At 72.1% G+C, this 26,724-nt stretch carries 27 protein-coding genes; 16 read left to right on the top strand and 11 right to left on the bottom strand.

What is annotated here, in order from left to right; translation table 11 throughout:
* Positions 1-83: 83 nt before the first annotated feature.
* A complete protein-coding gene (locus tag AB0K28_RS32305; RefSeq protein WP_364377476.1) occupies positions 84-1,433 on the top strand; it encodes a hypothetical protein in 1,350 nt (449 codons plus the stop codon).
* Here the strand turns inward: AB0K28_RS32305 and AB0K28_RS32300 are convergent.
* Positions 1,411-3,840: a helicase C-terminal domain-containing protein gene (locus tag AB0K28_RS32300; RefSeq protein WP_364377474.1), complete on the bottom strand. Its 2,430-nt coding sequence runs from the start codon at positions 3,838-3,840 to the stop codon at positions 1,411-1,413. The genes AB0K28_RS32305 and AB0K28_RS32300 overlap by 23 nt on opposite strands.
* 45 nt (positions 3,841-3,885) lie before the next feature.
* Between AB0K28_RS32300 and AB0K28_RS32295 the strand changes: the two genes are divergently transcribed.
* Entirely contained in the window at positions 3,886-4,860 is a 975-nt protein-coding gene (locus AB0K28_RS32295) for a hypothetical protein (protein WP_364377472.1), read from the top strand.
* On the opposite strand, the gene AB0K28_RS32290 is transcribed toward AB0K28_RS32295, so the two are convergent.
* On the bottom strand, positions 4,857-5,474 hold the full coding sequence (locus AB0K28_RS32290) for a helix-turn-helix domain-containing protein (protein WP_345391214.1): 618 nt from the start codon (positions 5,472-5,474) through the stop codon (positions 4,857-4,859). The two genes, AB0K28_RS32295 and AB0K28_RS32290, sit on opposite strands and share 4 nt — an antisense overlap.
* 34 nt (positions 5,475-5,508) lie before the next feature.
* A complete protein-coding gene (locus tag AB0K28_RS32285) occupies positions 5,509-5,955 on the bottom strand; it encodes a hypothetical protein (RefSeq protein WP_364377469.1) in 447 nt (148 codons plus the stop codon).
* 100 nt (positions 5,956-6,055) lie between these two features.
* Here AB0K28_RS32285 and AB0K28_RS32280 point away from each other — a divergent pair, with 100 nt between their 5' ends.
* Entirely contained in the window at positions 6,056-6,676 is a 621-nt protein-coding gene (locus AB0K28_RS32280; protein WP_345391207.1) for an HAD family hydrolase, read from the top strand.
* 93 nt (positions 6,677-6,769) lie between these two features.
* Positions 6,770-7,165 (top strand): cold-shock protein, encoded by a 396-nt coding sequence (locus tag AB0K28_RS32275; RefSeq protein ID WP_345391204.1) that lies wholly within the window; start codon positions 6,770-6,772, stop codon positions 7,163-7,165.
* Between the two features lie 46 nt (positions 7,166-7,211).
* On the opposite strand, the gene AB0K28_RS32270 is transcribed toward AB0K28_RS32275, so the two are convergent.
* Positions 7,212-8,726, bottom strand: coding sequence for an MFS transporter (locus AB0K28_RS32270; RefSeq protein WP_345391201.1), 1,515 nt, complete (start codon positions 8,724-8,726; stop codon positions 7,212-7,214).
* A 287-nt stretch (positions 8,727-9,013) separates the two neighbouring features.
* Here AB0K28_RS32270 and AB0K28_RS32265 point away from each other — a divergent pair, with 287 nt between their 5' ends.
* Positions 9,014-9,814, top strand: coding sequence for a DUF3027 domain-containing protein (locus tag AB0K28_RS32265; protein WP_364377466.1), 801 nt, complete (start codon positions 9,014-9,016; stop codon positions 9,812-9,814).
* A gap of 67 nt (positions 9,815-9,881) precedes the next feature.
* Positions 9,882-12,917 (top strand): hypothetical protein, encoded by a 3,036-nt coding sequence (locus tag AB0K28_RS32260; RefSeq protein ID WP_364377464.1) that lies wholly within the window; start codon positions 9,882-9,884, stop codon positions 12,915-12,917.
* 3 nt (positions 12,918-12,920) lie between these two features.
* Here AB0K28_RS32260 and AB0K28_RS32255 read toward each other — a convergent pair whose 3' ends face one another.
* Positions 12,921-14,207: an MFS transporter gene (locus AB0K28_RS32255; protein ID WP_364377462.1), complete on the bottom strand. Its 1,287-nt coding sequence runs from the start codon at positions 14,205-14,207 to the stop codon at positions 12,921-12,923.
* 75 nt (positions 14,208-14,282) lie between these two features.
* On the opposite strand from AB0K28_RS32255, the gene AB0K28_RS32250 reads away from it, so the two are divergent.
* The gene (locus tag AB0K28_RS32250) at positions 14,283-14,846 is read left to right on the top strand and encodes a CGNR zinc finger domain-containing protein (RefSeq protein WP_364377460.1); all 564 of its coding nucleotides are present in this window, start codon (positions 14,283-14,285) and stop codon (positions 14,844-14,846) included.
* Between the two features lie 22 nt (positions 14,847-14,868).
* Here the strand turns inward: AB0K28_RS32250 and AB0K28_RS32245 are convergent, their stop codons facing one another.
* A complete protein-coding gene (locus AB0K28_RS32245; RefSeq protein WP_364377458.1) occupies positions 14,869-16,347 on the bottom strand; it encodes an alpha/beta hydrolase in 1,479 nt (492 codons plus the stop codon).
* A gap of 93 nt (positions 16,348-16,440) precedes the next feature.
* Positions 16,441-16,653 carry a DUF2530 domain-containing protein gene (locus AB0K28_RS32240; protein ID WP_345391166.1) on the bottom strand — a complete coding sequence of 71 codons (213 nt, stop codon included), beginning with the start codon at positions 16,651-16,653 and terminating at the stop codon, positions 16,441-16,443.
* A gap of 82 nt (positions 16,654-16,735) precedes the next feature.
* On the opposite strand from AB0K28_RS32240, the gene AB0K28_RS32235 reads away from it, so the two are divergent.
* The 3 genes from AB0K28_RS32235 to AB0K28_RS32225 all read left to right on the top strand — a co-directional run bounded on the left by AB0K28_RS32235 (position 16,736) and on the right by AB0K28_RS32225 (position 20,023).
* On the top strand, positions 16,736-18,175 hold the full coding sequence (locus AB0K28_RS32235) for an NCS2 family permease (RefSeq protein ID WP_345391163.1): 1,440 nt from the start codon (positions 16,736-16,738) through the stop codon (positions 18,173-18,175).
* 148 nt (positions 18,176-18,323) lie between these two features.
* Positions 18,324-18,776 carry a MarR family transcriptional regulator gene (locus AB0K28_RS32230; RefSeq protein WP_345391160.1) on the top strand — a complete coding sequence of 151 codons (453 nt, stop codon included), beginning with the start codon at positions 18,324-18,326 and terminating at the stop codon, positions 18,774-18,776.
* 23 nt (positions 18,777-18,799) lie between these two features.
* Positions 18,800-20,023, top strand: a complete 1,224-nt coding sequence (locus AB0K28_RS32225) for an MFS transporter (RefSeq protein ID WP_364377455.1) — start codon at positions 18,800-18,802, stop codon at positions 20,021-20,023.
* On the opposite strand, the gene AB0K28_RS32220 is transcribed toward AB0K28_RS32225, so the two are convergent.
* The gene (locus AB0K28_RS32220) at positions 20,009-20,500 is read right to left on the bottom strand and encodes an ATP-binding protein (protein WP_364377453.1); all 492 of its coding nucleotides are present in this window, start codon (positions 20,498-20,500) and stop codon (positions 20,009-20,011) included. The genes AB0K28_RS32225 and AB0K28_RS32220 overlap by 15 nt on opposite strands.
* A gap of 156 nt (positions 20,501-20,656) precedes the next feature.
* On the opposite strand from AB0K28_RS32220, the gene AB0K28_RS32215 reads away from it, so the two are divergent.
* Together AB0K28_RS32215 and AB0K28_RS32210 are read left to right on the top strand one after the other, a co-directional pair.
* Complete coding sequence (locus AB0K28_RS32215) at positions 20,657-21,481, top strand: helix-turn-helix transcriptional regulator (protein WP_364377451.1); 825 nt, start codon at positions 20,657-20,659, stop codon at positions 21,479-21,481.
* Entirely contained in the window at positions 21,474-21,692 is a 219-nt protein-coding gene (locus AB0K28_RS32210) for a DUF397 domain-containing protein (RefSeq protein ID WP_364377449.1), read from the top strand. Before AB0K28_RS32215 ends, AB0K28_RS32210 begins: the two co-directional genes overlap by 8 nt.
* Before the next feature lie 68 nt (positions 21,693-21,760).
* Here the strand turns inward: AB0K28_RS32210 and AB0K28_RS32205 are convergent, their stop codons facing one another.
* Complete coding sequence (locus tag AB0K28_RS32205; protein ID WP_364377447.1) at positions 21,761-22,075, bottom strand: ATP-binding protein; 315 nt, start codon at positions 22,073-22,075, stop codon at positions 21,761-21,763.
* Between the two features lie 13 nt (positions 22,076-22,088).
* Here AB0K28_RS32205 and AB0K28_RS32200 point away from each other — a divergent pair, with 13 nt between their 5' ends.
* Positions 22,089-22,199 (top strand): DUF397 domain-containing protein, encoded by a 111-nt coding sequence (locus AB0K28_RS32200; protein WP_364377445.1) that lies wholly within the window; start codon positions 22,089-22,091, stop codon positions 22,197-22,199.
* Positions 22,200-22,258: 59 nt separating this feature from the next.
* Positions 22,259-22,816, top strand: a complete 558-nt coding sequence (gene thpR, locus AB0K28_RS32195; protein WP_345391148.1) for an RNA 2',3'-cyclic phosphodiesterase — start codon at positions 22,259-22,261, stop codon at positions 22,814-22,816.
* A gap of 159 nt (positions 22,817-22,975) precedes the next feature.
* Here thpR and AB0K28_RS32190 read toward each other — a convergent pair whose 3' ends face one another.
* A complete protein-coding gene (locus tag AB0K28_RS32190; RefSeq protein WP_364377443.1) occupies positions 22,976-23,944 on the bottom strand; it encodes an aldo/keto reductase in 969 nt (322 codons plus the stop codon).
* Between the two features lie 51 nt (positions 23,945-23,995).
* Between AB0K28_RS32190 and AB0K28_RS32185 the strand changes: the two genes are divergently transcribed.
* Positions 23,996-25,300 (top strand): MATE family efflux transporter, encoded by a 1,305-nt coding sequence (locus AB0K28_RS32185; protein WP_364377441.1) that lies wholly within the window; start codon positions 23,996-23,998, stop codon positions 25,298-25,300.
* Between the two features lie 25 nt (positions 25,301-25,325).
* The gene (locus AB0K28_RS32180; RefSeq protein ID WP_364377439.1) at positions 25,326-26,339 is read left to right on the top strand and encodes a hypothetical protein; all 1,014 of its coding nucleotides are present in this window, start codon (positions 25,326-25,328) and stop codon (positions 26,337-26,339) included.
* Here the strand turns inward: AB0K28_RS32180 and AB0K28_RS32175 are convergent.
* A complete protein-coding gene (locus AB0K28_RS32175) occupies positions 26,336-26,704 on the bottom strand; it encodes a hypothetical protein (protein WP_345391130.1) in 369 nt (122 codons plus the stop codon). The genes AB0K28_RS32180 and AB0K28_RS32175 overlap by 4 nt on opposite strands.
* Positions 26,705-26,724: the final 20 nt, after the last annotated feature.

Raw genomic sequence — 26,724 nt, 5'->3', positions numbered from 1 at the left:
CCCCTCGTCCGAAGACGAAGAAAATCCTTGACTCGCAGGTCGTCTTTCTGGAGAAAACCTTCCCTCTTATTCCGAGGTGCTTCGTGACGGAAACGCCTGAAACGGGCGAGATCGACCTGGACCACATTACGCTCACAGGAAGTCTCATAGCGGTCAGCGACCACGTGCGCGCCACCGCCGCTCCCGCCACCGCAGACCTGACCAGGCGGGCGGCCGACGCACAGCTCAGGTCGTACCTGGAGCCGAGCTGCTTTCCCGAGGCGGTGCGGCGGCTCGCCATGGGCCACCTGCTCGTCCTCGTCGGCGAGGAGGACAGCGGGCGCCGGCTCGGGGCCATCGCGCTGCTGTCACGCATGTCGCTGGCCGAGAGCACCATCACCGTGCTGTCCCCGGCCGCCGCGGCGTCCGAGCTGCTGACGGGCATCGAGTACGAGCCGGGCCGGGCCTACCTGCTGCACGACTGGATCGCCGGGGCCGAGCGCTCCGAGCTGGTCGAGCTGGCCCGCAAGCTGGCCGAGCTGGGCTCGTACCTGGTCGTCACCAGGAGCGGCGCGCCGTCGGCCGCCGTCGAGGTCGAGCTGGCGTGGGCCGCGCCCGACCCCGGCGAGCTGTACGACCTGTGCCTCAGCGCCTTCGACCTGCGGGCCGGGCTCAGCCCTGCCGAGCTGACCCGCGGCAGGGACCTGGCGCCGCGCCTGCCCACGCCCGCCGAGGTCGTCCGGCTCGCCGCCCGCCTGGCCCGCGGCGAGCCGCCCGCCGACGAGGTGGCCGCCTGGTTCGACACCAAGCCGGCCATGGGCGAGGTTCTGGGGGTGGCCGCGCTGGCGTTCGCGCACCGGCTCTCCGAGCAGGCCCTCGACGCGCAGCTCGCCAGGCTCGAACGCCTCTGCGGCGACACCGCGCGCCGGCCGCTCGCCGGGCCGCTCGTCGGCGTCGAGGACGGGCTGGTCGGCTTCCGCGCGCCGCACCAGCGCGGGCAGGTGCTGGCCGAGCTGGTCGGACGCTACGGGTTCTGGCTGTGGCAGCCGCTGCGCGACTGGGTCAGGTCGCTGCCCGGCCAGGGGGCGGCCGTCCAGGTGCGGGCGGCTGCCGGTCTCGCGCTGCTCGCGCGGCACTCGGGCAGGGAGGTGCGGCAGGAGTTCCTGGAGGTGTGGGCGTTGGGGAGCGCGGCCGAGCAGGTCGCGGTGGCGAACGTGCTGTCGTACATGTGCGGCGACGACACCCTCGCCCCTGGGGCGCTCAGGATCGTGCTGGAGTGGTCGGCCGACCCCCGCGACCCCCGCGCGACGGTGGCGGCGGTGGCGCTGGGCGGCGGGCTCGCCGTCCGCTACCCGGACGACTGCGCTCGGCACCTGCGCCGGCTGGCGTCGTCCGGCGGGCCCGTCGCGTCGGTGGCCGCCCGGTCACTGCTCAGAGGCCGGCGACGCCCGTGATGCGGTGCAGGGCGAAGCGGTGGACGGCGGCGCGGGTCTCGTCGTACGCCGTCAGGTAACCGCCCTCCATCCTGGCCGGCTCCAGGATGCGCGAGGTGGCGTTCCCCTGCGAGTCGAGATAGCCGATCCACACCCGCACGCCCTGCTTGATGGCCTCCTGGAGGGCCGAGATGGTGGCCGTGGCGGGGCCGCGCGGGACGCCGCCGCCCGGCGCGTCCGCGGGCTCGCGCCGCGACAGGTGCGCCGCGTCGCCGGCTCGCAGCGCGCGTACGGCCGCCGCCGCCACCTCGGGGTCGAGGCCGTTGGGCGGCGCCGTCGCGCGGGCGGGGGCGAACGCCTCGGTGCGCCGGCTCTCCAGCTGCGAGATGATCACGTCGCCGTCGAGCGACTCGGCGACCGGCGCGTACCCCATGGCGCGCAGCGAGTCGACCAGCGCAGCCCTGGACGAGCGCGAGGCGATCACGGTCGGCGCCAGCCGGCGCAGCCGCAGCGCGGCAGAGCGCCGGTCGGCGGTGATCTGGTCGAGCAGCGCGGGGTCGTCGCACCTGATGTACGCGCTCGCCGTCCCCACCCTGATCCGCCCGTGCCGCCGCGCGACATCGGTCACCAGGTACGACAGCGCCTGCGGCACCGGCGTCGCCGAATGGCGGGCCAGCATCGACACCAGCTCCTCGCCCCCGTGCCCGGCGTCGAGCGCCCGCCTGATCGACTGCTCGCTGAACCGGTAGACGGTGGCCCCGCCCTTCGACTCGACGTCGGCGGTGAGCGTCATCCAGCGGTTGAGCTCGCTGGTGAGCGGTCCGGGCGCGACCGCGGTGAGGTCGGCCTGCAGCAGCACGTGATCGACCGGCTCGGGCAGCAGCGGCGCCAGCGCGCCCGCCGCGTCACCGCCCTCGGTGAGCAGCCTGCCGTGCGCCGACAGCGCGCCCAGGCCCGTCACGCCCACCTGCTCGGCCTCCCGCAGCGTGAACTCGGTGAGCTGCTGGCGCAGCGGCCCCTTCCTGCGGGGCTGCTCCCACGCCAGCCGTTCGAGCACCGCGTCGCGGTCGGGCGCGAGCCCCGGCGCCGCCGCCAGCACGCCCAGCGTGGCCGCCCGCACCCCGGGCGCCGACGAGCGGCGCAGGTCGGTGTGCAGGGCGTTGAACGGCCTGTCCCGCTCGTCGCGGTCGCCGACCAGACCGGGCACCCGGTCCATGTGCAGCCACGTGGCCGCCAGCGTCACCCACCGGTCGGCGGTGGACCTGACCCGCCACAGGTCGTAGCCCGCGGTCGGCAGCCACTCGCCGTCCACGCCGCCGCCCGCCGCGATCAGACCGGCCGCGTGCGCGACCTCGACCACCAGCGCCGCCACCCACTCCGGCACGTCCAGCTCGGTCGTGGCGCGCTTCAGATCGCGTACGCCGAGCCCGCCGGTACGCAGCACGCCGGGAGGCTCGACGCTCCACCGCTCGCACAGCTCCTCCACCGACCTGACGAACGAGAACGCCTGCCCCGCCGCCGTACGGTCGGTCAGCTTCTGGTCGCGCGCCGCCCCCTGCAGCGGCGGCGGCACCGCGAGCAGGCCCCGGTGCACCCGGCCGCCGCGCAGGTGGAGGGCGACCTCGCGGGGCAGCGTCACGCTCTCCTCGCCGGTCGCCGCCAGCAGGCCGCGGGCCAGCAGCTCCTCGATGGGGGAGCGGGCCGACTCGATGCGGACCTCGCGCCTGGCGTTCGGCACGCGGCCGGTGGGCGGGCCCCAGGCGAGCTGGTCGAGCGCCGCTCTGGCCTCGGGGGAGACCGAGCCGATCAGCCCGGCGGGGTCGGCCAGCGCCGCCGCCAGGCGTTCCTTGCCCGTGCCCGTGGTGCCCGGCGCGACGTCGTCGGCCATCTCGGCCAGTTGCTCGGGTGCGTGGTGGCGGAACGCGTCCGTCGCGCTCGGGCCGAGACCGGCCGGGTCGTCGAGCACCTTGCGGACGCCGGGGCCGAGGTGGAGTGCGTCGTCGGGGCCGTAGACGAGGGCCAGCTCGCGGAGCCTGTCGAGGGCGGCGGTCAGCGCGGGCATGGGGTCCGCGCTCCGTGCCCGCTTGCCGCCGGCCTTGCCGTTGCTCGCGCCGGTGGCTCTGCTCCTGCTCGTCTGGGCGTCGTCCGCTTGCGCGTCGTCCGGATCGCCGGCGGCCAGAGCGGCGGTGATCAGGGCGCGCAGGGCGTCCTTCGACAGCGGCTCCTCGCGTACGGCGAGCGTCTCCACGACCGCCAGCGTGAACCGGTCGAGCCGGTCGAGCACCCTCGCTATGGCCGACGGGCTCGCCGCGCGGGACGCGAGACCTTCCAGATGCGCGGGCACCGGAGTGATCAACTCGGGACGCGCGGAGACGAGCGCCCGTAGCTGTTCGTCGGTGCGCCCCCTGATCCACTCCGTGAACTCCATCGTTGCCATGGTATGTCCCCCCTGATTGAGGCAGCATTGCTAGGCGTGATAGAGCGCGCGGACCAGCTCGTGCTGAACTACGTCTCCAAGGCCGCCGACGCGGCTCACGGTGTGCTGCGCGCCGACCAGCGGCTCGACTTCGCCCGCCGGCTGCGCGCCAGGATCGAGACCGAGCGGGGCGGCAGCCAGGACGCGCGGCAGGTGGCGCGGGTGCTGGCCAGGTTCGGCGACCCGGTGAACCTGGTCGAACGCGAGGCCCGCCGGCTCGCCGAGGCCGGCGTCCCGACCGCCCGCGACACGGCACTGAGCCGCACATCGGCCGCTCATGGCGCCGCGCCGGCCGCCACCTCGGCGGCCCGCGAGGCCGGTCCGGGCCCCTTGGCGGCGCCCACGTCGGCCCCCGCGCCGGCCGCGTCAGGCCGGCCGGGTGACACGGCGCCTCTTCCTGCCGCCCGGGCAGGTGGCGCGACGCGGCAGCTGCCGGCCGTGGTCGACGAGCGGGAGGCGCCACCCGGCGTGCGGGTCCACCGGCGGCTCGCCGAGGAGCACGTGGCGCAGGAGCGGGGGTACGGGCTGCCGTTCGCGGGGCTGCGCAGGGTGGCGATGGCGCGGGCCAACCCCATGGCCACCGGCGGCAGGGACGCCAGGACGATCGTCAAGGAGCATCCGCGCGACGCGGCCGCCATCGTGATCCTCGTGGCGGCCGCGCTGCTGGTGCCGTTCCACCTGGCGCCGCTGGCCATCTTCCCGGTGCCGGTCGTGGTGTGGGCGCTCGGCGCGGCGCTGGTGCTGTTCAGCGAGAGCTGGAACCTGCGTGACAGGCTGCTCGGTACCGGGGCCCCGATGCTCGGCTACTCCGTGGGCGGCGTGCTCGTCGGCGGCCTGCGGGTCGGCGTCGAGGCCGGGTGGCAGCCGTTCATCGAGCAGTTCTTCGACGTCAGCGGCACGATGTTCATGATCGGTACGGGGCTCGGCGTCGTCTGGCTCTCCTACCGGCTGCTCGCGCTGGAGGAGCGTTAGCTCACCGGGGCGGGGCTGGGCAGCAGGCCGAGCGCGAGGCGTACCCACGCGCTGACGAACTGGTCCTTCTCCGCGTGCCCCGGCAGCTCCCCGATCGTCTCCTGGAACAGCCGGTAATGCACCACCGAGCCGCCCAGCACCGCCGCGATGCCCGTCCAGTCGAGCTCGGCGTCGCGGTATTCGGGCTGGGCGCGGAACCAGCTCACGATGGCGTCGAACATCGGCTGGAGCAGACCCTCGCGGACGACCTCGACCAGCTCGGGGAACTGGCTCAGGTCGCGGAAGAAGACCCGCGTCAGCTCCGACTCCTCGCGCACCTTCGCCAGGCCCGCGCGGCACACGTGCGCCAGGCGCTCCTCCAGGTCGACCGATGCCTCCATGGCGCTCAGCTCCGCCAGGCTCTCGGCCACCTGGCTCCTGGTGCGGCTGGCGTGCTCGTTGATGGCCGCGGCGAGGACCTCGTACTTGGACTTGAAGTGCCGGTAGAGCCCTCCTGCGCCGGGGGACAGCCCTGAGGCGGCCTCGATCTCGGCCACGGACGTGGCGGAGTAGCCCCGTTCCGCGAACAGCCGCAGGGCCTCGTCGACGATCCGCTCGCGGGTCGATCTGCTCATGTCTGTGCTGATACCTCCGTAAGGAGCGTAGTCGCTAATCAGCGGTACGCCGGATGAGGCCCGCCACCGCGGAGCCGATGATCAACCAGACGAGCGCCGCGAGGCCGTAGTTGACGAGCGTCGTCCAGCGCGGGTCGGCGAACTGGAAGAGGTTGGTCAAGCCCAGGGACAGCGACGAGGCGAGCGTTTCGACGAACTGGTACCACACGTTGGCCGGGTTGGCCTTGAGCACGGTGAAGATCGCGTACAGCAGGACGGACAGCGCGGCCACGCGGGCGGCCAGGCGTACCAGGGCGGCCAGGGCGGTCACCACGCGCCGCCACGGCGTCAGGGTCCTCCCGCCGGGGCGGGCCGGGCGGTGCGGGCGCGGCACGGCGGGCCCGCTCCCGGCGCGCGGGCGGCTCTCCGTGACGGCACCGCCCTTGACGGGGGACGCGACGAGCCGGTCTCCGGCGTGCGGCGGGTGGGGGGTGTCGGTCACGGCCGCTCCTCTCCGATAAGTAATTCCTTTCTTCCCATTCCCATGCTCCCAGAACAAGGCCCGTTACGGGCAGTAGGGGAGTGTTTGGCATCCTTCACGTGTGACGACTTCGGTGGGATTCGACCTTGACATGACATTGGCGGACACGCGGGAGGGCATCGCGGCCGTTTACGACGAGCTGGCCGTGCGATTGGGCGTGCCATTTGACAGTGCGGCGATCGTGGAACGGCTGGGGCCGCCGCTGGAGGTGGAGCTCGCCAACTGGTTGCCGCCCGAGGAGGTGCCCGCGGCGGCCGACCTCTATCGGGAGATATATCCGAAATTGGGAGTTCCGGTGCACACGGCCATGGCGGGCGCGTACGAGGCCATCGACGCCGTACGCCGGGGCGGCGGCCGGGTCATCGTCGTGAGCGGCAAGAACACCCGCGACGCCGCCGGCACAGTCAAGGCGCTGGGCCTGGCCGTGGACGAAGTGGTCGGCTCGCTTTTCGGAGCGGCCAAGGGATCGGCACTCGCGCGCTTCGGCGCGGCGGCTTATGTTGGTGACCATGTCGCGGACATCGAGGCGGCACGCGCGGGCGGCGCCGTGAGCGTGACAGTGGCGACCGGTCCTTACACGGTGGGAGAGCTGCGTGATCACGGAGCTGATGTGGCGCTGGGCGACCTGACCGAATTCACCGCCTGGTTCGCCGGCTGGCGCGATCATGGCGGTCCCGCGTAATTATCGGGGATTTACCCGGTCGCCCTGGCGCTTCCCGGGGCATAACCTACTTCCATCCGTCCTTCTTTTCGACTGTTTGAACGAGGTCCTCCTGTGCCGAGTGGCAAGGTCAAGTGGTACGACGCCGACAAGGGATTCGGCTTCCTCACCCGCGACGACGGCGGTGAGGTCTTCGTGCATTCATCCGCACTGCCCGCCGGCGCGGGGCCGCTCAAGCCGGGCCAGAAGGTCGAGTTCGGCGTGGCCGAGGGGCGCCGGGGCCAGCAGGCGCTGTCGGTCAGGATTCTGGAGCAGCCGCCGACGCTCGCCAAGGTCAAGCCCAAGGGCAAGCGGAAGAAGCCGGACGAGATGGTGGTCATCGTCGAGGATCTGATCAAGCTGCTCGACGGGGTCTCGACGTCGTACCAGCGTGGCAAGCACCCGGACGCGGCCCACGCCAAGAAGATCGCCCAAGTCCTCCGCGCCGTGGCCGACGACCTCGACGCCTGACCCGCCCGCCGTGCCTGTGGGAGGACCGCACACGTCCTCTCACAGGTCACGCGTTCGGGTTGGTCAGGGGCTTTGTCGGGTCCACCGGGTCAGGGCGTGACGGCGTTTCCGGTCGGGTGTGTTCGTGGTGGAGGCGGTCCCGCACCGCGCGTACGCGCCTGCGGCGGGTCGCCAGGAGCCAGCCGAGGGCGGCCGTGAGCAGGACCGCGAGCGTGACCAGGCCGGCCGTGCTGCTCTGGGTCAGCGACAGCACCAGGCCCACCAGGCCGCCGAACACCCACGCCAGCTGCAGCATCGCCTCCACCACGCCGAACGTCGACGACCGCACCTCCTCACCGATCTCCCGCTGCACGATCGCGTCGAGCGCCAGCTTGCCCAGCTCCTGGGCGAAGGCGGTGATGAGGGAGATCGCCAGAGCCGCCCAGATGCCGAAGAAGACGGCGGCGGCGATGGTGGTGACGGCCGTGACGGCGAGCGTGACGAGCACGATGAGCTGCGGCGAGTGATTACGGGTCCAGTTGGCGACGACGGCGCCCACCAGGCCGCCGAGCCCGGCGGCGCCCGCCAGCAGCGCGATCGTCTTCGTCACGTCGAAGAACGGGTCACCCGCCGCCGGGTCGCCGGCCGACAGCCACGGCACGGCCGCGTCCTGGACGAGGAAGAGCAGGAAGAACAGCAGGAAGCCGGAGAAGACGCGGATGGCCACGTTCGCCCAGACGGCCTCGGCGACGGTGGCCCCGACCTTGAGCAGCGTGCGCCAGCGCGGCGCGGCGCCCTCCTCCTCAAGGTCGGGCGAGTCGACGTGCCGCGGCAGGCGTACGGCGACGACCCCGAGCAGCAGGAACGCCACCATCGCGACGCGCAGGACCACCGCGCTGCCCAGCCACGCGGTCAGCCCCGCGCCGACCGGCACCGCGACCCCGGCCGAGACCAGTGTGAACAGCGCCACCCGCGCGTTCGCCGACACCAGCGTGATGTCGGCGGGCAGCACGGACGGCATGATCGCCGCCCGCGACACGTTGTACGCCTTCGACAGCACCAGCACGCCGAGCGCCCCGATGAACAGGGTGGGCAGGTCGCCCGGCCCAACGGCGGCGGCCATGGCGAAGCAGAGCAGGCCACGGCCGAACAGTGTCCCGGCCATGACGTAACGCCGGCCCGACCTGAACCGGTCGAGTATCGGCCCCACGAACGGCGCCAGCAGCGCGAACGGCAGCATCGTGATGACCAGGTAGAGGGCGACGGAGCCGCGGGCCTCGCCGACGGGCACCCCGAAGAACACCGTGCTGGCCAGCGCGACGGTGACGAGCGCGTCACTGGCGCTGTTGCCCGCCGACAGCTCGATCAGCCGGCCGAGCCCGGTGCGGCCCGCGCCGTTGGCGTAGGTGAGCCGCCGGGTGGCCTGCCCGACCTTCCTCGCACCCGCCGCCGTGGCCTTCCCCGCCCGTGCGGTGCCGGTCGCGGTGGCCCTGGTCGCGCGCGCCGTCGCACGTCCCGCGTCGGCGGCGCCACGCGCCACCCGCCGCGAGATGTCCCGTGCTCGCTCCCAGCCACCCTCCACGCCTACCAGTCTTACCCGAATCCCTCCGCGATCTCAGCGCGGGTCCGCCCCTGGACATCAGCCTTTTCCCACCGCCGGAAACCAGCCCGGGAGAAGGCCGAATCCGCCGTCGCGGGGTAAAGGCCACGACCTGCGGGACGGCCGCCGGAAGGGCGAGCACCGGAGTGCCGAGGGGTGGGGATGGGTGGGGGAATTGAGGGCGGGATGCGCGGTTGTGGGTCCCGCGGGTCGCTCGATGGGTGAGAATGAAGTGTGAGCGAACAGCACCTTTCGGCGGAGGCGGGCCGATGAGCCGCACCAGGGCCCGTGTCTCCGCTCCCGACCAGGCCTGTGTCGCCGCCGTCGATCTGGCGCGCGCCGCGGCCGAGGAGCTGGCGCGGCCGGGCGAGCCCGGTGAGCACCTCGGCTACGAGAGCGAAGGCGACCGGATCGTCACCCACTACTTCGCCTGCCAGGACCGCGCCTATCGCGGCTGGCGGTGGGCCGTCACCGTCACGCGCGCGTCGCGGGCGAAGAAGGTGACGGTCAGCGAGGCGGTCCTGCTCCCCGGCACCGGCGCGCTGCTGGCGCCCGAGTGGCTGCCGTGGAGCGAGCGGTTGCGCCCCGGTGACCTCGGGGTGGGCGATCTGCTGCCGACCGCCGACGACGACGACAGGCTGGCGCCGGGTTTCACCGAGACCGACGACGACGCCGAGCATCAGGCGGTTTTCGAGTACGGCCTGGGCCGGGCACGTGTGCTCTCGGCCATCGGCAAGGACCGGGCTGCCAGACGCTGGCACTCGGGCGAGCACGGGCCGCACACGCCGATCGCACACGCCGCTCCCGCGCAGTGCTCCACCTGCGGCTTCTACTGGCTGCTCGCGGGTGGGCTGCGGCAGATGTTCGGAGTCTGCACTAACGAATACGCACCCGACGACGGCAAGGTCGTCGCCGCCGACCACGGCTGCGGCGCCCACTCGGAGGCCGCCGTGTCGCCCCCGCCGGTCGAGCAGGCGATCCCGATCCTCGACGACCTGGGCTACGACCTCATGGAGGAGGAGGCCGGCTCGGTCGACGAGTCGGCTTCCGAAGAGCTCGGCCATTCCTGATCGTGAGTGTCGGTGCGGGCCGCTAACCTACGGTGGCCCCCAACCCTCTCTACCAGGATCGTGATCGATGAGCGACACCTACGGCACTGACCGGATGCGCGCGGCCGTCCTGTCCGCGTGGACGGCCTCGCCTGCCCGGTTCCGCGAGGACGCCAACGCGGAGGAGGACTTCGCGCTCGGCGGTTACCGCGACCGGCTGATCGTCGAGCTGGCCCAGAATGCGGCCGACGCGGCGCTGCGGGCGGGCGTGCCGGGCGTGCTGCGGCTGACGTTGCGCGGCGAGGTGCTGACGGCCGCCAACACCGGCGCGCCGCTCGACGCCACCGGCGTGGAGAGCCTGTCCACGCTGCGCGCCTCGGGCAAGCGTGACGAGGCAGGGGCGGCGGGCAGGTTCGGTGTCGGGTTCGCGGCGGTGGTGTCGGTGTGCGACGCGCCGTCCATCGGCTCGCGCGGTCACGGCGCGGTCCGCTGGTCCCGTACGGAGACCGCGGCGCTGGTGGCCGACATCCCGGCGCTGGCGGGCGAGCTGGCCGGCCGGGGCGGTCACGTGCCGCTGCTGCGGCTGCCGTTCGACGAGCCGCCGTTCGTCGACGTCCCCGAGGGCTTCGACACCCTCGTACGCCTGCCGCTGCGCGACCACGCGAGCGTCGAGGCGGTCCGCACGATGCTGGCCGAGACCAGCCCCGCGCTGCTGCTCGGCCTGCCCGCGCTGGAGCGCATCGAGATCGAGCTCGACGGCGAGACGCGCACGGTGGTGGCCGAGGGCTGGCACGTCGTTTCGGAGTCGGGCGAGTTCACCCAGGAAGAGGTCGCGAGGCTGTTCGCCGACCGGCCCACCGAGGAGCGGGCCCGCCCGTTCTGGTCGCTGCGCTGGGCCGTCCCGGTCACCGGCACGGGCGAGCCCGGCGCGCTGCCCGCCATCGTGCCGCCCGTGGTGCACGCGCCGACCCCCAGCGACGAGCCGATCGACCTGCCCGCGCTGCTGATCGCGTCGTTCCCGATGGCCACCGACCGGCGCCACGTCGCCAAGGGGCCGCTGACCGACTTCCTGGTCGAGCGGGTCGCCGACGCCTACGTACGCCTGCTGCGCGAGCTGCCCCGCACGTCCAGGCTGCTCGATCTCGTGCCGTCGCTGATGGGCAAGGGTGAGCTCGACGCCCGCATCCGCCGGGCGATCCTGCAGCGGCTGCCCGCCACGCCGCTGCTGCCCGCGCTGTCGGCGCCCGCGCCCGTCGTGCAGACCCCGTCGTTCGCTGACGAGCGGGTCTACGAGCCCGACGCCGAGTGGCGGGTCGAGCATCCCGCGCCCGAGCCCGAGGGCGACGGCTGGGTGGTGGCCGGCCGCGAGGCCGCCGTCGTGCCCGGCGCGTCCGCCGAGTTCCTGGCGGCGATCGCCGGTTTCGTGCCCGGCCTGCTGCCCGCCGGCTGGAACGCCCGCCACCCCGCCATGGCGGCGCTCGGCGTGCGCAGGGTCGAGCTGGCAGACGTCGTCGACCTGCTGTCGGGCGAGGCCGTGGAGGGGCGCGAGCCGTCGTGGTGGCGTTCGCTCTATGAGGTGCTGCCGGCCGACGACCCCGAGTCGCTGGGCGCGCTGCCGGTGCCGCTGACCGACGGGCGGCTCGTACGCGGCCCCCGAGGCACTCTGATCCTGACCGACGGCGGCGCCGAGCTCGACCTGACGCCGCTCGGGCTGCGCATCGTGCACCCCGAGGCGGCCCACCCGGCGCTGCTGCGGCTCGGCGCGGCCGAGGCGACGCCCCGCACGGTGCTCGACGACCCGCTGACCAAGGCCGCGGTCTCCCAGTCGCTCGACAGCCCCGACCCCGAGCCGGTCGCGAAGGCCGTGCTGTCGCTGGTCGAGGCGTCGGGGCTGGCGCCCGGCGAGGCGCCGTGGCTGGCCGAGCTGGCGCTGCGCGGCAGCGACGGCGACCTCTATCCGGCCGGCGAGCTGATGCTGGCCGACGGGGCGCTGGCCGGGCTGCTTGAGCCCGACACGCATCTCGGGGTGGCGGCGTCGGAGCTGGAGGAGGCGTACGGGCCGCGGGTGCTGGCGGCGGCGGGCGTGCTCGACGGGTTCGCCGTCGTCCACGACGCCGACGTGCTGCTCGACCCCGACGACTGCGACCACGACCTCGACGGCGAGGCCGACTGGCTCGACCACGTGCTCGACCTGCTGCCCGACCTCGACGTGCCGCCGCTGGTGCCCGAGTTCGTGGCGGTGCGCGACCTTGAGCTGGTGGCCGACTGGCCGGCCGCGCTGCGGCTGCTGACCACGCCGCCGCTGCGGGCCGCGCTGCATCCGCTGCGGGTCGAGGGTGTCGAGGTGCCGTCCTACACGGCCTGGTGGCTGGCCAACCATCCGGTGCTCGGCGGGCGCAAGCCTTCGGAGCTGCGGCTGCCCGGCGCCGACCCGCTGCTGCAGGGCCTCTACGCCGACGCGCCCACGGGGCTCGACGAGGCGGCGCTGTCCATGCTCGGCGTCCGTACGACGCTGCCCGACCTGCTGGCCTCCCACGGCGGCCCTGAAGAGCTGCTCGACCTGATGGCCGACGAGTCGATCGAGGTCGATCGGGCGCAGCTGCGGTCGCTGTGGGTGGCGCTCGCCGCCGTCGATCCCTCACGGGTGGCGCCGCCCGCGCGGGTGCGTGCCGTGCTGCGCGGGGCCATCGTGGTGGCCTCGGCCGACGACGCCGTCGTGGTGGAGGCGCCTGACCTGCTTCAGCTCGTCGCCGATCGGCCTCTGGTGCTGGCCCCGTACGATCTGGCCGAGGCGCTGTCCGAGCTGCTCGACCTACCGCTGGCCGGTGAGCTGACCTCCGGTGAGGTCACCTCCGAGGGGGTGACGCGGCCGGTGCCCGCCGAGGTGCGCTCGTTGCTGCCGACGGCGCCCGAGACGTATGTCGAGCACGAGAAGCTGCTGGTGGACGGCGTCGAGTGCGCGTGGCGGTTCTTCGAGGGGTCGGTGCACTGCACCGGGGTCGATGGGCTGGCCAGAGGGCTGGCGTGGGCCACCGGGCAGTGGAACGACCGGCTCGCGGTGGCCGCGCTCCTGCGTGATCCGGCGGCGGTGCCGCTGCTGCTTGCCGAGGCCGATCTGTCCTGAAGGTCATCCCGTCGTCGTCAGGGCGGGGCGGTCCAGCAGCGGCCTGACGACGACGGGTTGCGCGACGGCGAGGAGCAGGGCGGTGAGGGCCAGCGTGCCCCACAGCCCTGCCGGTCCCGTCTGCTCGATGAGCCAGGTGCCGCAGAGCGGGGCCAGCACGGTCGCGAAGCCCCACGACGTGCCGAAGACCGACAGGTAGCGGGCGCGGGCGTGCTCGGGGGCGATCGCGGCGACCAGGGCGTAGCTGCGGCCGAACATCAGCAGCTCGCCCCCGCTCAGCACCACCGTGGCGGCGAGGTGTCCCGGCAGGTCGGCTGTCACGGCGTAGCCGGCGAGGCCGGTGGCGAGCAGCGTGTAGCCGAGGGTCATCGCGGTGTGGTGCGACAGGGACGCCAGCTTGGGCAGCAGCGGCTGGCAGGCCACCATGACGACGGCGGAGACGGCGGTCAGCAGGCCGGCGTCGGCCGCCGCCAGCCCGCGCGCCACCAGGGCGAGGGGCATCGCGATGATCACCTGCATGGCGATGAGGGCGAACAGCGTGCCGGAGAGCAGCAGCACCAGCAGCGAACGGTCCCGCCAGACCGCTGGGGCGGGCGCGGGCGCGGGGGCGGGGTCACGGCCGGGGGTTGGAGGGGCTATGGGCGCAGTAGCGGGGCCGGGGCTTGGAGGGGCTGCGGGTGTGGTGGGGGAGTCGGGGCTTGGAGGGGCTGCGGGTGTGGTGGTGGGGTCGAGGCGGCGCGGGGTGGGTGGGTCTTTGGGGAGGACAGTGCGGATCAGGGTGGCGCAGGCCAGGCAGGTGACGGCGTCCACGATGAAGAGCCAGCGCAGGTCCCAGCGGCCGAGGGCGGCCGCGATCAGGCCCGCGCCCAGGCCGCCGACGGCCATGGCGGTGTTGAACAGGCTGTACGCCTGAGCCTGGCGCGCCGGACGTACGGTGTCGGCGATGATCGCCTGGGACGGCGGCTCGTAGAGCTCGAAGACCAGCCCGAGCAGGACCGCGAAGACGGCCACCAGCGCCACCGTCCCGGCGAACGCGATGCCCGCCTGGGCCACGGCGCACGCGGTGAGACCGGTGACGATCGTGCGGCGGCGGCCGAAGCGGTCGGCGAGCACGCCGCCGACCAGCCGGGACGGGATGGTGGCGACGCCGAACGCGGCCGTGATGAGGCCGGCCGTCGCGGGGTCGGCGCCGAAGTCGGTGGTCATGAGGACGGTGAGGAAGCCCAGCGAGAAGGCTCCGAGCCGGTTGATCGCCCGTGCGAGCAGGAGCCACCACACGGTGCGCGGCATCTTGATCCCCCTGTGTGACCGACGACAGTGGTAACGTCGGTCACGCACACTACGGCTTCAGAGGTGACCGGTCAAATGCTGTTCGATAGTCACGTGGCGATCCTGCTCGACACGGCGGTCGCGATGGTCAACGCGCTGACCGACGGTCATCAGGGCAGCAGGCCGTACGCCGCGCCCAAGGGGGACGAGTTGCCGGGCGCGATCGGGGAGGTGCTGCCGGGTGGGGTGGCGGTGTCCGTGGACGAGGCGCTCTACCTGGCCGGCACCACGCTCAAGGTGCGCCGGGTGTTCGAGGCGATGGAGGCCGGGCGGGAGGACGACGCCGCCGCCGTCGTCAACGCCCTCGTCGTCAGCACCGGCGCCCGGCCGCAGCTCGACCGGGCGCCTGGAGAGCCGTGGCAGGTGCACTTCCACGGGGCCGACGACACGCTCGCCGTGGGCTGGAGCGCGGGCTTCGCCTCCGCGCTCACCCTGGCCATCGGCAGCGACCTCGGCGGGCGGCTCGGGGTGTGCCGTGCCGCCCCCTGCGACCGCGTGTACGTCGACTCCTCACGCAACGCCGTCCGCCAGTTCTGCTCCCGCTCCTGCCAGAGCCGCGTCAAGGCGGCAGCCTTCCGCGCCCGCACCCGCCCCACCTGAGCTCGGGCGAGCCCCGGGCGGGTCAGGCGGGGCAGGTCGCGCCTGTGCCGGGGAGTTCTGCGTCCAGCAGGTACGCGTCCACCAGGCCCATCACGCATTGGCTGCCGCTCAGGTACGCGCCGTGGCCCTCGCCCTCGTACGTGACCAGGATCCCGGTCTTGAGCTGGTCGGTGAGCTCGATGGCCCACTCGTACGGCGTGGCGGGGTCGCCCTTGCCGCCGACGACCACGATGGGCGCCGAGCCGGTGGCGTCGATGCGCTTGGCCTCGTCGTCGCCCGGCACCGGCCAGTGGGCGCACGCCGGGAAGGAGCCGTCCACCGACAGGATCGGGAAGATCTTGCGGATCTTGGCGTCCATCCGCTCGACGTCGGCCGCGGTGGGCCGCTCGCTGTTGTCGGCGCAGTTGATGGCCATCAGGCTGCTCATGGACGTGTTGTACGTCCCGTCGGCCCGCCGCCCGGTGTAGGCGTCGGCCAGGGCGAGCAGCATGGTGCCGTCGCCCTTGCGCGCCGCGGCGACGGACTGCTCCAGCACCGGCCAGCTCTGCTTGGCGTACAGCGGGGTGATGACGGCGTGCTGCGCCAGCCCGTACGTCAGCTCACGCTCACTCACCTTGATGGGCTTGGTCTTGAGCTGTTCGAGCAGGTCCAGGACGTTCTTCTCGACGTTGGCGGGGGACGCGCCGATCTCGCAGCTCTGGGCGACGCAGTCCGCGGCGAACGCCTCGAAGGCGGCGTCGAACCCGCCCGCCTGGATGACCGCCCGCTCCTCGAACGTCACGGTCGGGTCGAAGGCGCTGTCGAGGACGAAGCGGCCGACGTTCTTGGGGAAGTGGGTGGCGTAGACGGCGCCGAGGTGGGTGCCGTAGGAGAAGCCGAGGTAGTTGAGCTTGTCGTCGCCCAGCGCGACGCGCATCTGGTCGAGGTCCTTGGCCGCGTTCACGGTGCCGACGTGCGGCAGCACCTTGCCGGAGTCCTTCTCGCAGGCGGCGGCGAACTCGGTGGCCAGCTTGTCCTGGTCCGCACCGTGGCCGGCGGCGAGCAGCTTGCCCATGGTGTCGCCGCAGCGGACGCCGGCGCTGCGGTCCACGCCGCGCGGGTCGAAGCTGACGAGGTCGTAGCGGGTGCCGAGCTTGGCGAAGGCGGCGGAGGCGGTGGCGAGGGTGTCCACGCCGGACGCGCCGGGGCCGCCGAAGTTGAACACGAGCGAGCCGAGGCGCTCGCCGGTGGCCTTGACGCGGATGAGCGCGAGGTCGATCTTCTCGCCGTCCGGCTCGGCGTAGTCGAGGGGGACCGGCAGCTTGGCGCACTCGATGCCGGGGCCGGGCGTGGCGGGCCTGCCGTCGGCGCCCACGAGGTCGGTGCAGGCGGCCCACGCGATGGAGCCCTGGTCGCTGCTGCTCGGGGCGGGGGTCGCGCTGGGCGGCGCAGGGGAGCCGCCGCTGCCGCAGGCGGTGAGGAACGCCGCTCCGAGCAGGAGCGTCACGATCGGCTTCTTCATGCCGTCCAGCATGGTTCGACAGCTATATGCCGATGTAGTGGGTGAAAACACCACTTCCGGATGACTTCGAGGATCCGGCGGAGATGACGAATGTCAGTCGCGGCCGGGACGGCGGACGAACCAGATGCCGAACAGCCCGAACACGACGCCGGTCACGCAGGTCCAGATCCACCACGCGTTCTCCGGGGCGGGTCGGAAGATCAGCAGCACCACGAGAGCGAGCGCCCACAGGCCGGTGCCGACGCCGACGGCGGCCGTGTCGTTCGTTTTGATGGGCGGCGGGTCAGGATGCCACTGCTTGTCCACGTATCCAGCCTAGCTTCCAATAGGGTCTCGATCTCATCACTGGCTCTTTTCGCAGCTCATCCGTGCTGTCACTCTTCGCGTCGTGAGTGACACTCGTACGGCTATCGACCGTTTCTTCCAGATCTCTGAACGAGGCTCGACGATCTCCCGTGAAGTACGGGGCGGTCTGGCCACGTTCTTCACCATGGCGTACATCGTGGTGCTGAATCCCCTCATCATCGGCACCGGCAAGGACGTCACCGGTGAGTACATCGGTGATGGTTCCGCGCCCAACGTGGCCTTGGTCGCCGCGGGCACGGCGTTCGTGGCGGGCGTGCTGACCATCCTCATGGGCGTCGTCGGCAAGGTGCCGTTCGCCATGGCGGCCGGGCTGGGCCTGAACGCCTTCGTGACGTTCACCATCGCCTCGGTCATGACCTGGGAGGAGGCCATGGGCCTGGTCTTCCTCGAGGGCATCATCATCACGATCCTGGTGCTCACCGGGCTGCGGACGGCGATCTTCCACGCCATCCCGGCCCCGTTGAAGACCGCGATCAGCGTGGGCATCGGCCTGTTCATCGCGCTGATCGGGTTCGTGGACGCCGGGTTCGTGCGCAAGGCCGCCGGCACGCCGCTGGAGCTGGGCATCGGCGGCAACCTCACCTCGTGGCCGATCCTCGTCTTCATCATCGGCCTGCTCGCCACGGCCGCCCTGGTGGCCCGCAAGGTCAAGGGCGCGATCCTCATCGGCATCGTCGGCACCACCGTCCTCGCGATCATCGTGGAGGCGATCGCCAAGGCCGGCGCCTTCTCGCCGGAGAACCCCGGCGGCTGGCAGCTCAACCGCCCCTCCGTGCCCGAGCAGATCTTCGGCTTCCACAACCCGCTCACGCTGTTCACCGAGTTCGACCCGTTCGGTGGCTTCGTCCGCATCGACGTGCTGCTGGCGGGGCTGTTCGTGTTCACCCTGCTCATCACGGACTTCTTCGACACCATGGGCACGATGGTCGGCGTCGGCCGCCAGGCGGGGCTGGTGCAGGAGGACGGCACGCTGCCGCGTACCAAGCAGATCCTGCTCGTCGACTCGATCGGCGCCGCGGCCGGCGGCGCGGGCTCGGTCTCCTCGAACACCACCTACATCGAGTCGGCGTCGGGTGTCGCCGAGGGCGCCCGCACCGGGCTGGCCAGCGTGGTGACCGGCGCGCTGTTCCTCGTCGCCATCTTCTTCGCGCCGCTCGTCACGGTCGTCCCGTACGAGGCCGCCGCCCCGGCGCTGGTGCTGGTGGGCTTCATGATGATGACCGCCGTCCGCGACATCGACTGGAACGACTTCGAGCTCGCCATCCCGGCGTTCCTCACGATCGTCATCATGCCGTTCACGTACTCGGTGTCGAACGGCATCGGCGCGGGCTTCATCACGTACGTGCTGATCAAGGTGGTTCGCGGCAAGGGCCGCGAGCTGCACCCGCTGCTGTGGATCGTGGCCGTGCTGTTCGCGCTCTACTTCGCGATCGGCCCGATCAGGGCGCTGCTCGGCATCTGACGGCCCGAGGAGGCCGTACGGACCTGTAGAAAGAGGGCTCGGGAGCCGCTCCGCGCACGCGGGGCGGCTCTCGGGTATCAAGGGGACAGAAGACCTTGATTTCAGGAAATATCTTGCCATGCCGTATAGTTAGCAAAGGTAATGACTCATGCTAACCAACACCAAGCCCAAGATGGACCTGCGCAGCGACGCAGGTCTCGCTTCAGCCCTGCGCGTTTCACTCGCCAGGCTGAACCGAAGACTCCGACGACAGGCGGCAGCACACTCGCTGACGGCCACCCAGTTCGCGACCCTCGCCGCGGTGCATCGGCATTCCGGGATAACCCCCGGCGAATTGGCCGAGCTCGAGAAGGTGCAGCCGCCCTCGATGACGCGCGTGATCGCCGCGCTCGAGGAACGCGGGCTGGTCTCGCGCACCCCGCATCCGACCGATCGGCGCCAGGTGACCGTCTCGGTGACCGAGGCCGCCGAGAAGCTGCTGAAGGAGGAACGCCGCCGCAAGGAGGCGTGGCTGGCGCAGCGGTTGAAGGAGCTGTCGCCGGAGGAGAGGTCGATCCTCAGGCAGGCGGCGCCGATTCTGGAGAAACTCAGCCAGATCTAGAGCCTGAGGAACCCAGGACCGGGATGTTCCGGTCTCTCAAGGTTCGCAACTACCGCATGTTCGCAGCCGGGGGCGCCGTCTCCAACGTGGGCACCTGGCTGCAGCGCACCGCCCAGGACTGGCTGGTCCTCGACCTGACCCACGGCAGCGCCTCCGCGCTCGGCACGGCCACCGCCCTGCAGTTCCTGCCGATGCTGCTGTTCGGCATGTTCGGCGGCGTGCTCGCCGACCGCTACCCCAAGCGGCCCATCCTCATCGGAGCCCAGACCCTCATGGCCGGGCTCGCGCTGACCATCGGCATCCTGACGATGACCGGCAGCGCCCAGGTGTGGCACGTGTACGTGATGGCGTTCCTGCTCGGCATGATCTCCTGCGTGGAGGTGCCGACCCGGCAGGCGTTCGTGGTCGAGATGGTCGGCCGTAACGACCTGCCCAACGCGATCGCGCTCAACAGCTCCATCTTCAACCTGGCGCGCGTGGTCGGGCCGGCCCTGGCCGGCATCCTGATCTACGCGCTGGGCGGCACCGGGCCGATCTTCCTGATCAACGCGCTGACCTTCGGCGGCGTGATCTCCAGCCTCGTCTTCATGCGCAAGTCCGAGCTCAACCTGTCCGAGCCCGTTCCCAGGGCCAAGGGGCAGCTGCGCGAGGGGCTGCGCTACGTGCTCCAGCACGAGGAGATCCTCATGCCGGTGCTGCTGATCGGGTTCGTGTCGATGTTCTCGCAGTCGTTCTCGATGTCGATCGCGCTCATGGCCCGCGAAGTGTTCGGCGCCGGGGCGTCCTCGTTCGGGCTGGCCTCCAGCATGTTCGCGGTCGGCGCGCTCGCCGGCGCCCTGCTGGCCGCGCGGCGGGCCAGGCTGTCGCGCAAGGTGCTGTTCGCGGGGGCGATCGGATTCGGGCTGTTCCAGATCGCCACGGCCGTCGCGCCGTTCTACCCGATCTACCTGCTGCTGCTGGTGCCGACCGGGATCGCGCTGATCACCATCAACACGGCCGCGAACGCCAGCGTGCAGATCGCCACCTCGCCCGAGATGCGGGGCCGCGTGATGGGCATCTACATGCTCGTCTTCACCGGCGGGGCGCCGGTGGGCGCGCCGCTGATCGGCTGGCTGTCCGAGCTCGGCGGGCCGCGGACGGGCGTGCTGCTCTCCGGCGTCCTGGTCCTCGTCGGCACCGGGGCGGCCGTCCTGATGACCCGCCTCATCACCACTCGGGTGGAGAGGTCGGCGCTAGCGATGGCATGAGTCATTTCCGCCGTCGTCGTGGGGGAAGCGGGCGTCCGTACGCGGACGCCCGCTTCGTTCTGTGCGGGGGAGCAGAGCCCAGACGACGCGCTCGCCCACGCGGGTGACGTCCGTGCCCCAGCAACCGCCCGTGAGGCGGTGCACCAGCCACAGGCCCCTGCCTCGCGTGTCCTCCGGAGTCGGCCGCTGTGGCAGCGGCACGGCTCCGCTTCCGCCCGGGTCGATGACGGCGAGCCGCCAGTAGTAGCCTCCGCCCTCCTGGACGGGGAGCAGGCTCAGCCGCACCCAGCGGCCGCCGCCGTGCTCCACCGCGTTGGCCACCAGCTCGGACGCGATGAGCTGCAGGTCGTCCAGCGCCGGTTGGTCCCGCACCCACGCGTGCACCTCGCGCCGCGCCAGCGCGGGCAGCCGTCTCGGGTCGTCCAGCTCGTCGATCAGCCAGACCTTGAAGCTCGTGTACGCTAGCGCTCTTTGCATGGTCACCTCGGCCCGTCGCAGGGATACACCACCGATCCGGCTCGTACGCGGAATCTCCCCAGCATGAGCTTTCCGCCGGCCGGCAAGGGCTGGGAGCGGACCTACAGTTCCCTTACAGTTAGTAAGCCAGCACGCTGCGTGTCCGAGGAGCGCGAGATGGCAGCTGAGGGGGACGATCCGGGCCGGGCGGCGTGGAAGGAGTTCGCCAGGCGGCAGCGCAGGTTCCGCAGGGGCCGGGGCCTGAGCCAGGAGCGCCTGGCGAGCCTGCTGCCCTACAGCGAGAGCGCCGTCGGCCATGTCGAGCGCCTCATGCGCAAGCCGACCGGCGACTACACCCGCGCGGTGGAGAAGGCGCTCGGTCTCGACGGTGAGCTCATGGAGCTGGTGCCGGTGATTCAGGGCCACACCATGGCCCCGAAGTGGTTCAGGGAGTGGCCGCGCGTCGAGATGTCGGCGCACACGATCAGGACGTGGGAGCCGATGCTGATCCCCGGGCTGCTGCAGACGGAGGACTACGCCACTCAGGTGTTCCTGGGGGAGCCGGGGGTCGCCGAGGCGGGCATGCGGCAGGCCGTCCGGTTCCGTATGCACCGGCAGACCGTCTTCGCCCGCCCCCGCCCGCCGCTCTACTCGGCCCTCATCGACGAGAGCGTCCTGCGCCGCCCGGTCGGCGGGCGGGAGGTCATGCGGGCGCAGCTGGCCAAGATCCTCGACGTCCTGCGGCCCCCGTACGTCACGGTGCGGATCGTGCCGCTCTCAGCAGGGCTGACGACGGGCTGTCTCGGCGCGTTCGAAGTGGCGACGCTCCTCGACGGCGGCGCGGACCACGCGTACTTGGAAAGTGCGGAGGAAGGGCGTGTGACCAATCGCGCCGAGACCGTACAAGCGCTTATCGTGCGGTGGGAGATCCTTTCCAGCGTGGCGTACCCGCTGGACAGGAGCCGGGAAACGATTCATGAGGTGATGGCGGGCTATGTCTGAAACAGGCGGATTGGCCGTTGGCGTGTGGACGAAGGCCAAGGCGTCGGGCGGAAACGGTGGGAGTTGCGTCGAGGTGATGCGCCGGGCGGACGACAGCGTCCTCGTGCGCGACACCAAGGATCACGGGAAGGGGCCTGTCCTGACGTTCCGGTGGGACGAGTGGCGGGCCTTCCTGGACGGCGCGTCGAAGGGGGAGTTCGATCTCTCCTGAAGTGAGAGGACCCGCTCCGGCCGGAACCCTCGCCCATAGGGTGAGCGACCACGGAGGTGCCGCGGCGGTCAGCGGGTGAGCAGCGCCCAGACGACGCGTTCGCCCACGCGGGTGAGGTCGGTGCCCCAGCAGCCGCCGGTCAGGCCGTCCACGAGCCACAGGCCGCGCCCGCGTGGCTCGTCCGGGCCCGGTGTGCGAGGCAGGGGGACGGCTCCGGGCCTGCCGGGGTCGATGACGGCGAGCCGCCAGTAGCTCCGTTCCCCCTCCTGTACGGGGAGCAGGCTCATCCGCACCCAGGGGCCGCCGTCGTGCTCCACCGCGTTGGCCACCAGTTCGGACGCGATGAGCTGCAGGTCGTTGAGCGATTGCGTTGAGGTCGCCACCAATCTTCCCGGCATGATCGCCGTTCGTGACAGCAAGAATCCGGCCGGTTCCGCGCTCGTCTTCACGCCGGATGAGTGGCGGGCCTTCCTCGGCGGGGTCAAGCTCGGCGAGTTCGACCGGTAACTCCGGCTGCGGCATGGTCCGCTTCTCCTGCCTCGGCGTCGTTCGGCAGGATGAGGGGCATGAGGTTGTTCGCGGCGGTGGTGCCGCCCGATGCGGTGCTGGATGAGGTCGCCGAGGCCATCAAGCCCTTCGTCGGGCAGGTGCCCGGCCTGCGGTGGCCCGACCGGGCGTTCTGGCACATCACGCTCGGGTTCTTCGGTGAGGTGCCCGAGCGGGTGCTGCCGGAGCTGGAGGTGCGGCTGGCCCGCGCCGTACGTCGGCATTCCGCCCCTGAGCTGGCCTTCGACGGGTTCGGGGCCTTCTCCTCCGTACGCCGCGCGCGGGTCTTCTGGGCCGGCCTCACCGGCGACTCCATGGTCAGGCTGGCCGACTCCGTCAAGGCGGGGGCGCGGCGGGCCGGGGCCGTGCAGACGGATGAGAAGCGGTTCCATCCGCATCTCACGCTGGCCCGCGCCAAGACGGAGACCGATCTCCGGCCGCTGGTCGAGGCCCTTTCCGGGTTCAGCGGGTCGCCGTGGCGGGCCGAGCGGGTGCAGCTGGTCCGCAGCCACACCGGGGCCCAGATGAGGTACGAGTCACTCGCCGAATGGGCGCTGGCACCAGCCGAGCAGAGCTAGGCTCCACGTCGTGGACCGTCCTCGCTCCTGGTTGCTGCCCGTCGTGCTGGGCCTGCTCCTGCTGATCGTCATCGTCGGGGCCGCACTCGCCTGACAAGGCCTGGCCTGCCCCTGCTCGCCGCCGGCCGCCGAGGTGACAGCCGGCGACGCGGTCAGGGACTACCAGGCGTAGTCCTCCGGGGCGGTGCGGTGGCCGGGGAAGATCTCGTCGAGGCGGGCCAGGGCGGCCTTGTCCAGGTCGATCTCCAGCGCCCGCAGGCTGCCCTCCAGCTGCTCCATCGTCCGCGGGCCGATGATCGGGGCGGCGACCGCGCGCTGCTTGAGCAGCCAGGCCAGCGCCACGTTCGCCGGGTCCTCGTTCAGCTCGTCACAGAACTTCTCGTACGCCTCGATCTTGTCGCGGTGCCTGTCGAGCTGCTTGACCATGTTCTCGGCGGCCGAGCGGCCCTTGTCGATCTTGCGCAGCACGCCGCCGAGCAGGCCGCCGGCCAGCGGGCTCCACGGGATCACGCCGAGCCCGTAGTCCTCGGCCGCGGGCAGCACCTCCAGCTCCGGCGCGCGGGTCAGGAGGTTGTAGTGGGTCTGCTCGCTGACCAGGCCCATGAAGTTGCGGCGGGCCGCGGTCTCCTGGGCCTTGGCGAGGTGCCAGCCGGCGAAGTTGGACGAACCCACGTAAATGATCTTGCCCTGCTGGCGCAGGACCTCCATGGCCTCCCAGAACTCGTCGAACGGCGTGAGCCTGTCGACGTGGTGGGCCTGGTAGATGTCGATGTAGTCGGTCTGCAGCCGCTTGAGCGAGGCGTCGGCGGCGCGGCGGATGTTGAGCGCCGACAGCCGGCGCTCGTTGGGCCAGTCGCCCATGTCGCCGTAGACCTTGGTCGCGATGACCGTACGCTCCCTGCGGCCCCCGCCCTGAGCGAACCACCGGCCCACGATGGTCTCGGTGATGCCCTCGCCCTTGACGCCGCCGTACACGTTGGCCGTGTCGAAGAAGTTCAGCCCCAGCTCGTGAGCCCGGTCCATGATGGCGAAGGAGTCTTCCTCCGTCGTGCGCGGGCCGAAGTTCATGGTGCCGAGGCAGAGCGGGCTCACGAGGAGACCGCTGCGTCCGAGTGTGACGTATTCCATGACGTCCAACCCTAAAGACCTGGAGTGCACTCCAGGCCATACGCTCGACGGGTGATTTCCGCCGCGTCGCCCCCCGGACATCGGCTCGTGCTCACCCTGCTCCGCGCGGCGGTGCCGCTCTGCCTGGCGATGATCGCCGGCATGGTCGGCTCGCTGGTGGTGACCTCGGTGCTGGGGCAGCACGACACGGTGACGCTGGCCGCGTTCGCGGTGGTGACGGCCGTGCTCAACCCGGCCTCCGCGGCCGTGCAGGGGGCGCTGCGCGGGCTGGGGCCGTTCGTCGCGCCCTTCCGCGACGACCCGGCGGCGGCCGTGCCGGTGATCCGCGACGCGCGCTGGCTCAGCCTGGCGGCGGGCGCGCTGGGGGCGGTCGCGGTGGTCTGCGTGCCGCTGCTCGCCACCGTCACCGGCGTGCCGGACGAGGTGGTGGCCGAGATGGGGCTGCTGCCCTGGTTCCTCGCCGGATACGTGCTCATCTTCGCCTCCACCGGCGGCGCCAGCACCATCCTGGTCGCGCTCGGACGCAACCGTAACGTGCTCTGGCCCACCCTGACCTTCGGCGTCGCGCTGGGCGGGTTCACCGCGCTGCTCGTGCCGTCGCTCGGGCTGACGGGGGTAGGCATCGCCTGGCTGGTGGGCGGCGTGACGTCGGCGGGAGTGGCGGCCTTCAACGTGCGCAGGGCCGTCGGCCGCCCAGTGGGGCAGAGCCGGCCGCGGCCGCGCGAGATCGTCAAGCTGGCCAGGGTCAGCCTCCCGCTGGCCGCGACCGTGCTGGTGAAGTTCGCGGTGCTGGGCGTGGTGACGTTCGCGGCGGGCACCACCAACACCCGCGACACCGCCGCCCACGCCGTGCTCACCACGCTGACTGGCCTGATCATGATGGTGTCGCTGTCCATCGCGCAGGCCGCGGTGCCCGAGATCGCCCGCGCCCCCGACACCGCCGGAGCGCGGCGGGCCGGGCGCGTCGCGGCGCTGCTCGCCGTCTCGGGGACGCTCGTGGTCGCGGTGCTGCTGCTGGTGGCCGGGCAACCGTTCATCGGGCTGTTCACCGACGACCCGGCCGTGCGGGAACGGGTGCTCGGGCTGCTGCCGCTGATGCTGGTCTCCGCGGCGTTCGACGCGGCGCAGGCGGTACGCGGCATGGGGCTGACGGCGCTGAAGCGGTCGTCGTCCAGCCTCGGGTATTTCGCGCTCGCGTACGGGCTGCTGCTCGTCTCCGTCGTCCCCGTGGCGCGGACCTGGGGCATCACCGGGTTGTGGGCGGCCATGACGGCGGCCAACGCGCTGCTGGTGGTGCTGCAGGGGCTGGGCTTCCACCGGCACAGCGCCCGCGTCGGCGCGGTCGCGACCGCCTGAGCGGCCGGTGGGGCATGATGGCGGCGTGGGGGACTTCGTGATCAGACTGCTCGCCGTCGTGGCGGCCGCGTGCCTGCTGCCCGCCGCACCGGCGCTCGCGGCGCCCGGCGACGACGGCATGGAGAAGCTGTTCACCTTCAAGGACGAGCGCATCACCGAGTCGAGCGGCCTCGCCGTCTCGCCCACCCACGACGGCGTCTACTACACCCACAACGACAGCGCCGCCGCGCCCGTCTTCTACGCGGTGGACGGTGGCGGGCGCACGCTCGCCACCTTCCAGCTGCGCGGGGCCGAGGCGCGCGACTGGGAGGCCATGGCCGCCTCCAAGGACCCGGCGACCGGGCGGGGCGTGCTCTGGTTCGCCGACATCGGCGACAACCTCGACGGCGCCTGGCCGAACGTCTCCGTCTACAAGGTGATGGAGCCGCGCAACCTCACCGACGCCACCCTGCCCGCCGTCCGCTACCGCTTCCGGTACGCCGACGGGGCGCGCAACGCCGAGGGCATCATGGTCAACCCCAGGAACGGGCGGCTGTACGTCGTGTCCAAGGAGTTCGCCGGGTCGGTCTACGCGGCCCCCAAGAAGCTCCGTACCGACCGGGTCAACGTGCTGCGCAAGGTCACCGGCGCGCCCATCATGGCGACGGACGCCGCGTACGCGCCCGACGGGTCCTCGTACGTCGTCCGCACCTACTTCTCCGCCACCGTCTACAAGCCCTCGGGCGAGGTGCTGACCAGGGTGACGATGCCGGACCTCAAGCAGGCGGAGTCGATCGCGTACACGGCCGACGGCAAGGCGCTGCTCACCGGCAGCGAGGGGCCGCGCAGCCCGGTCTACCGGGTGCCGATCCCCGAGGCCGCCCAGCCCACGCCCACGCCGACTCCGACGCCCACGCCCTCGGAGACCGAGGCCGGGAACGAGGAGAGCGCACAGGCCGCCGGCTCCGGTGGCCTGACCGGCACGGACGTCCTCATCTGGCTGGCCGCCGCCGTGCTCGCCATCGGCGTGATCACGTTCCTGGCCCGGCGCACCCGCTAGCGGCGCATGGTGGCGGTGAAGATGTCGCCGCGCAGCGCCCGCTCGACCACCTCGATCGAGCGCTGCAGCCGCACCAGCCGGGGCCCCTCCTCGCGGTAGGTGTCGAGCACGGCCTCGATGGCGTGGGGCGGCAGGTGGCCCTTGAGATCGAGGGCGGCGGCGCGGTAGCCGGCGCGGGCGGCCTCGACGGCGGACCTGACGTGGTGGCGGGCCATCGCGGCCAGCGCCACGGGGTGCCGCCTGAGCACCTCGTACGCCCGGTAGTCGGGCGGCACCGCGTCGAGCAGCCAGGCCACCGCCGAGGTCTCCCAGTCGGGGACGCTGGGCGGACGGACCTCGGGCGGCCACTCCGGCGGCAGGTACATGAGCCCATCGTACTCACGTT

Origin of the sequence: Nonomuraea sp. NPDC049504 (genome assembly GCF_040676845.1) — a bacterium.
GTDB classification, from domain to species: domain Bacteria; phylum Actinomycetota; class Actinomycetes; order Streptosporangiales; family Streptosporangiaceae; genus Nonomuraea; species Nonomuraea salmonea.
The sequence above is the reverse complement of the archived record's forward strand: the minus strand, read 5'-3'. Positions and strand labels throughout refer to the sequence as shown.